Here is a 5707-nt window from a genome sequence, read left to right as displayed (position 1 = left end):
AGTTCTTCCATCTCCATCCGGCATGGCGTGCATCCTTCAATATGATGGAGTATCTCCTTGTGCTCGTCAGAGGAAAGCTCAGCGGCCAGAAACGAAAGAATATTGGTTTTTATGTTCTCACAGCTCACGGGTTTCTCCTTCTATTATTTAAACGATTCCGAACCCCAAAAGTAACGCCTGTTTTTTTCACGCACTCAATTTTTTGTAATAGTTCACCGGGGGGGCTAAATATTTGACAGGATAACAGGATGAAAAAACAATCAAGTCTATCCCTGGCCCAGACCTGGATTTACAAGTTTGCATCTTTGGGTCTGGACTATATATTTTACAGCATCCTTAGTATGTTCTATGGAAGTCGCGCCAGGGCGGGCCTGTTATCCTGTCAAAGATAGCTGAACTGTTATCTCTGTCCTTATTATCGCGGAATATCTTTCGGCGTTCGGTACCCCTGATAATGATGTGATGCAACGCTCCAGGAGCGTTTATTCGGACTTTTCGGGCACACACCTTTTATCACAAAAAACAAATTTTACAAACTTATAATTTTATGTCCCCTAGGCTCCCCCTTAAATGCGTTTACCCTGAAGCTGGAAACAATCCTTCTTGACAGAATGTGGGGCTTTAATATATAACTATAAGCACTTAATAGCAGTGGTTATAGTTAATGAATAAGCTTAATTCAGAACGGATAAAGCAGGCTCTTCAACTGCTCGGGGAGCGGTTGGCTCTGGCGAACGTCGGGCCGTATGGCTTGGTTGTGTGTGGCGGTGCTGCGTTGATCTCCTGCGGATTGGTTTCTCGTCGTCAAATGGGATTCAAAGATGTCGCTGAACGAATTTAATTCTGACTTAAGAAAATATCTTGTACACTTCCTTTGGCGCCAATGGGCTCAGCTCGGGTTGGCATCGGCCGGCGTAGAGAAGGAGGACGGGTGGATCATCGACCCGGAAGCCTTATGGCTCTTCAGTGCCACATTCGCCAGATATGATGCACGCCTTTTTGATGAGATACTTGACTGGATTTCGAAAAATGCGGCTTTCATCAATATCCCAAGGCTGAAGTCGCTGGCACGACGGTTCGGCTTTGATGAGATGAATGTTGTAGCGGCCATGGCTGCCGTGGTGCGTCAGAAAAACAGCCGCCTGAACTGGCGATTCTCCATAGCTGAAAAGACAGGCGATGCAACCCCACTGTTCCTTGATGTGTCAGAGGAGCCCTTGCCGGACTTTGGGGCGTACGATGACACATTCCTTCGGTTCGGCTTTAAGCGCGGCAAGCTTGAACTCCGCGGGCTTTCAAGGCAATTTAATGCCGTCATGCCGGCATGTACACTCCTGCGTTTACGCGCCTTTTTCGGTATAAATGCGCGTGCTGAAACTGTCCTGTACCTTCTAACTCACGATATGGCCCATCCGAGCCATATCGCCCGGGAGACCGGATTCTCTCAGAAAAATGTGCAGGACACGCTCGTGGATATGTCTGGTTCCGGGCTTGTGCATCCGGCAAAGCTCGAGGGCCGAATGAAAATGTATTTCATGACAAAGGAGCATAGAGCGCCTTTCCTTTATCGCCCTGAAAATCCACCCCAATGGATAACATGGTCACCTGTTTTCCGCGGGCTGCAAATACTGTCGAACGGTGTGTCGAAGATCTCTTCTCAGCCGATGAGCGAATTGCTGAAGGCGGCGGAATTGCGCCGGCTATTCGGGGAAGTCCAATCAAAGTTTGAGCAGGCGGGCCTTGCCGGGCTCCTGACTCCGGACCGCGGCTCGTCTGATGCGGCCGCCATGGCGAGTTTCCTGTCAGAATTAAAAAAGTTTTTAGGATAATACAACAGGAACGAAATAAAGGTAAAAGGGTCAAGTCCGCTCTCGACTCTTTTCGGTTTCTAATATGAGTCAAGAGCAGACTTGACCCTTAAGATATCCTTGGACTTGAGGATCAATTCTCTGGATTGTTAGATGCTGCCTTCATGCAGTTTTATCAAGCCTGTGAGGTACTTTGCGGTGAAAACTTTAAGCTACCAGAGGTTAAAAAATATATAGCTGTAAAATATCCTCATGAATCGCGATCACTACAGTTGATAGCGCACCATGTATGGCAAATAAGGCATAATTACTTTGGTCATGGGAATGTAAGCAACCACATAACAAATCTTAGTGGCATACAAGAAACATTTAATGCAGCTAAGCAAGTACTTGTTGCTCGGTGGTTATGCAAGCGGCTGCTTGACTTAGATACCAATTCGAATCCATTGGCGCGAGAAATGCGACTTTATCACAAATCAGGTTCAGTCGAATTTACCGGATCAGTGCAGTCATTAACCAATGAATTCTACACAGGATATAGTTACAAAGATGCTCCAGTATCAGATGCAAATGGTAGAACTATTGAAACTGTTGATCTCAGCCAGCAAATCTAACATGTCAGTTCAGGTGACAGCCAGGGCCAAGCCGCTTTCGCCGACTGTCGGAAAATTGAAATAAATCGGTTTTTAAAGCCAGTAGGAATCCTGGCTGCCCCTGACTTCGGCGTTAAGGTTCCGAATAAAAAATGAGCATACAAAAAATTCAAGAAAAATGGCTCCGGTTTACTGCGGAAACGAATGCGCTGGATTTCTTAGAACGAGCGGGAGAATTTATCCAACAGACGGAATCCGACATTAAAGCCTGGAAATGGGTAATTTTATCACTTCATGGAGCTTTGTATGGATTTGCCATCTGTGCATGTAGGAGCACCGACTATGAAAACATCATTCACAGAACAAAAAAAGGTGTAGAACGACTTATTTCTTTTGACGATGCGCTCCGTATTTGCCAGGACAGTGAATGGATGGGGACACTTGGTGGAGGCAAACCATTAGAACCCACGGAAAGCCAACAATATTCGATCAAAATGCTAAAAAAATCTCTCAGAAACAATTTTGAACATTATATCCCAAAAGGTTGGTCGATAGAGATCCACGGACTCCCTATCATCGCAATTGATATTTTGGATATAATTAGGTTCCTTTCCGTTGAAACATTTAGATACCAGCATCTCAATCAAAGCCAACGACGCCGGATTAAATCAATCATCTTTCAAAGCAAAAAGCTGTTGAAGAAGTCCACACTTTATCAAGAGGTTTTAATGGCCCAAGAATCAAAGACCTCGGCTTAACTTTTTTTCAGCGGACTGGTTCCCTCACCGCTTAGAAAGTAAGCGCTTAATAAACCGCACTAAGCATTTAGTTTCAGTTGTTCTGGGCTCAGATACTGTGGAAGCAGGGATTTAAAATCTTCGGTCGACTCAGCAACAGGCAGTTTCTCAAATAGATAGCGCAGATAACTGTAGGGTTCCAGTTCATTGGCCTTGGCTGTTTCAATCAGACTGAAAAGAGCAGCACTTGCCCTGGCACCTTCCGGGTTTCCAGAAAACAGCCAGTTTTTGCGACCCACGACAAATGGCCTAATGGCATTCTCAGCATCATTGTTGTCAGGCTTGGTAAATCCCTGTTCTGTGTATCGAACCAGCCTGTCCCACTGATTCATGGCGTAAGATATGGCCTTGCCAAGCAAACCTTTGGGGGGTGTATGGATTGATTTTTGATTGAGCCACACCCTGAACGATTCAAGGATCGGCAACGCTTTCTCCTGCCGCTCGGTGTAAAGTTCTTCCAGGGTCAGTTCGCGCGTCCTCGCGTCCTTTTCAATTTTATACAACTTCTTTATAAATGTCAGTGCCTTATCTGCCTGGCCTCTTTTCTTTTTAGAGGAAGCTTTGGTGACATCCACAAATTTACGACGCACATGTGCCCAGCATCCCACATGATGGATGCCATCCCAACGGTCAAGAAAACCATAACCTGAGTATCCGTCAGTCTGAACATACCCTTTGTATCCGTGCAAATATGATGCGGCAACATCGCCGGCACGGGTGGCATGATATTTATAGACCAGTGACGGCCTGCCATGTGCACCCCCGCGGAATATCCACATATACGATTTCGACCGCGGCTCAGGCTCATTCAAGACCTTGAGTGTTGTCTCATCAATGTTGATCAATGGACCGGACAAAATTTCATCGTGCAATAAATCCAGCAGCGGCATGCATTTTTCGGCCACTTTCATTGCCCAGCCGCACATCGTGGCCCTGGATAGGTCAACCCCCAGGCGTATGAACTGTTTTTCCTGTCGATAAAATGGCAGGGCATCTACAAATTTGGCTGTCATTACATACGCTAAAAGACCCGGGGTTGCGATGCTTTTGGGTATCAGCTGTGCAGGAACCGGCGCAATCGATACTGCGGGTTCATCGTTTTCGACACCCTCACAGTCTTTGCAGACATATTTTAATCGGATATTCCGGATCACCTGCATGGAGGCAGGTATAATATCAAGCTGTTCGGATACTTCTTCGCCAATACAGCTTTTCTGGCATCCGCAGAAGCAGATCTTTTCTTCATCACTTAAATCGTGAATGACTTCGATGCGAGGCAGGTCAGCAGGTAAGGGCCTTCGACCCCTTTTCTTACGTTTATAGCCGGGAACCTCGACCGTATCTTCGATATCAGAATCCTGGAGTGTATCTTCGGCGGTTTCATCAAAAAGCAGCAGCTGACGCTCATCTGAGTCGCTCTTAATTTTTTCTGATTTTCGACCGAAAAGCTTGTCCTGAAGGAGGCGAATATGTTCTTTTAAAAACTTGATTTCCGATTCATAAAATCGCTCTTTTTTAGCAAATTCATCGACAAGGGAGGCATTGATCTGCTGCAGATCTAAAGTGTCTTTTGATGGCTCACAAACATTTGATATCATGAAATTAACGTAGCACAATCACATCATTTTTGCAAGCTTTTTTTTACAAAATAATCACTTTTTTAACCTAAAAAAGCAGAGAATAGGAAAGCCTTTCATGGGCTTTTTGCTGATTGATTTCTAAGCCGTCTACTAACCACATTAACTCCCTTTGATCAATTTTCATGACCTCTTCACTTGACTCCGGCCATCTGAAAAAATGCTTTTCAAGCCGCTTGCTCCACAGGCAAAACCCATTTCTATCCCAGTATAGAATCTTCAGAATATGTCGCTTTCGATTGCAAAAAACAAACAGATGTCCAGAAAAAGGATCAAGATCCATGCTTTCCTGAACCAGGATCGACAGACCGTTGATTGCCTTTCTCATATCCGTATTGCCTAGCGCAAGGTAGACTCTCGTTTGGGCAGACGGCAATAACATCACATCCGCTCCAAAGCGTGAACCAGCCTTTGAAGCGTCAAAGGAAAAAAACCATCGCCGACTTCAATCCGGTATTGATCATTGAGCACGATACAAAGGGACGCTCTCCCAACTTTAGTGCCGACATCCATTGGCGGTGCTAATGGAACAGGAACAAACGATACTGAATTAACCTTCGCACAGCCTTGCCTTTTCTTCCAGTAGGCAAAAGATCTTGAACTCAACCCGTTCCGGCGGCAATACTCTGCCTGGCTAATATCCGTCTTCTCCCAGGAAGTTATATGCGTTCGCCAGAATGTTCTCTTTTGTTCCAGGGTGTGCTTTGATTTTTCTTTTGTCATAATGAACCTCCATCTTTTATAAATTTCGGTTCAATATGACATGGATGCTTGGCTATGTGAAGATGCGGTTTATTGAGCGCTTACGTTCAAAAAAACCATTTCGCAAGGTGGCGATAGTCGCATCAACCAAGACATTTCCATCTTGGTCA

At 45.3% G+C, this 5707-nt stretch carries 8 protein-coding genes; 4 read left to right on the top strand and 4 right to left on the bottom strand.

What is annotated here, in order from left to right; all coding sequences use genetic code 11:
• The coding region (locus tag V3S16_RS16310) for an anti-sigma factor family protein (protein ID WP_413886854.1) at positions 1–128 on the bottom strand (128 nt) is incomplete at its 3' end.
• 120 nt (positions 129–248) lie between these two features.
• Here V3S16_RS16310 and V3S16_RS16305 point away from each other — a divergent pair.
• From V3S16_RS16305 to V3S16_RS16290, 4 genes are all read left to right on the top strand, one after another.
• A complete protein-coding gene (locus V3S16_RS16305) occupies positions 249–392 on the top strand; it encodes a hypothetical protein (RefSeq protein WP_413886852.1) in 144 nt (47 codons plus the stop codon).
• Between the two features lie 429 nt (positions 393–821).
• Entirely contained in the window at positions 822–1829 is a 1008-nt protein-coding gene (locus V3S16_RS16300; RefSeq protein ID WP_413886850.1) for a helix-turn-helix domain-containing protein, read from the top strand.
• A 125-nt stretch (positions 1830–1954) separates the two neighbouring features.
• Positions 1955–2422 carry a hypothetical protein gene (locus V3S16_RS16295; protein WP_413886848.1) on the top strand — a complete coding sequence of 156 codons (468 nt, stop codon included), beginning with the start codon at positions 1955–1957 and terminating at the stop codon, positions 2420–2422.
• A gap of 131 nt (positions 2423–2553) precedes the next feature.
• The gene (locus V3S16_RS16290) at positions 2554–3159 is read left to right on the top strand and encodes a hypothetical protein (protein WP_413886846.1); all 606 of its coding nucleotides are present in this window, start codon (positions 2554–2556) and stop codon (positions 3157–3159) included.
• 59 nt (positions 3160–3218) lie between these two features.
• Here the strand turns inward: V3S16_RS16290 and tnpC are convergent, their stop codons facing one another.
• From tnpC to tnpA, 3 genes are all read right to left on the bottom strand, one after another.
• Entirely contained in the window at positions 3219–4796 is a 1578-nt protein-coding gene (gene tnpC, locus V3S16_RS16285) for an IS66 family transposase (protein ID WP_413886845.1), read from the bottom strand.
• 67 nt (positions 4797–4863) lie between these two features.
• The gene (gene tnpB / locus V3S16_RS16280; protein ID WP_413886843.1) at positions 4864–5217 is read right to left on the bottom strand and encodes an IS66 family insertion sequence element accessory protein TnpB; all 354 of its coding nucleotides are present in this window, start codon (positions 5215–5217) and stop codon (positions 4864–4866) included.
• Positions 5217–5558, bottom strand: a complete 342-nt coding sequence (tnpA, locus tag V3S16_RS16275; RefSeq protein ID WP_413886841.1) for an IS66 family insertion sequence element accessory protein TnpA — start codon at positions 5556–5558, stop codon at positions 5217–5219. The genes tnpB and tnpA overlap by 1 nt, the downstream gene beginning before the upstream one ends.
• Positions 5559–5707: the final 149 nt, after the last annotated feature.

Source organism: Candidatus Desulfatibia sp. (genome assembly GCF_036446775.1).
Lineage (GTDB): Bacteria > Desulfobacterota > Desulfobacteria > Desulfobacterales > UBA11574 > Desulfatibia_A.
Note: the sequence above shows the minus strand (reverse complement) of the source record. Positions and strands in the feature narration are given on the sequence as shown.

Bases quoted from the DNA above. Each gene is read 5' to 3' on its own strand.
- tnpC (WP_413886845.1), bottom strand. From the start codon at position 4,796: ATGATATCAAATGTTTGTGAGCCATCAAAAGACACTTTAGATCTGCAG.
- tnpA (WP_413886841.1), bottom strand. From the start codon at position 5,558: ATGACAAAAGAAAAATCAAAGCACACCCTGGAACAAAAGAGAACATTC.
- tnpB (WP_413886843.1), bottom strand. From the start codon at position 5,217: ATGTTATTGCCGTCTGCCCAAACGAGAGTCTACCTTGCGCTAGGCAAT.
- V3S16_RS16300 (WP_413886850.1), top strand. From the start codon at position 822: ATGTCGCTGAACGAATTTAATTCTGACTTAAGAAAATATCTTGTACAC.
- V3S16_RS16305 (WP_413886852.1), top strand. From the start codon at position 249: ATGAAAAAACAATCAAGTCTATCCCTGGCCCAGACCTGGATTTACAAG.
- V3S16_RS16290 (WP_413886846.1), top strand. From the start codon at position 2,554: ATGAGCATACAAAAAATTCAAGAAAAATGGCTCCGGTTTACTGCGGAA.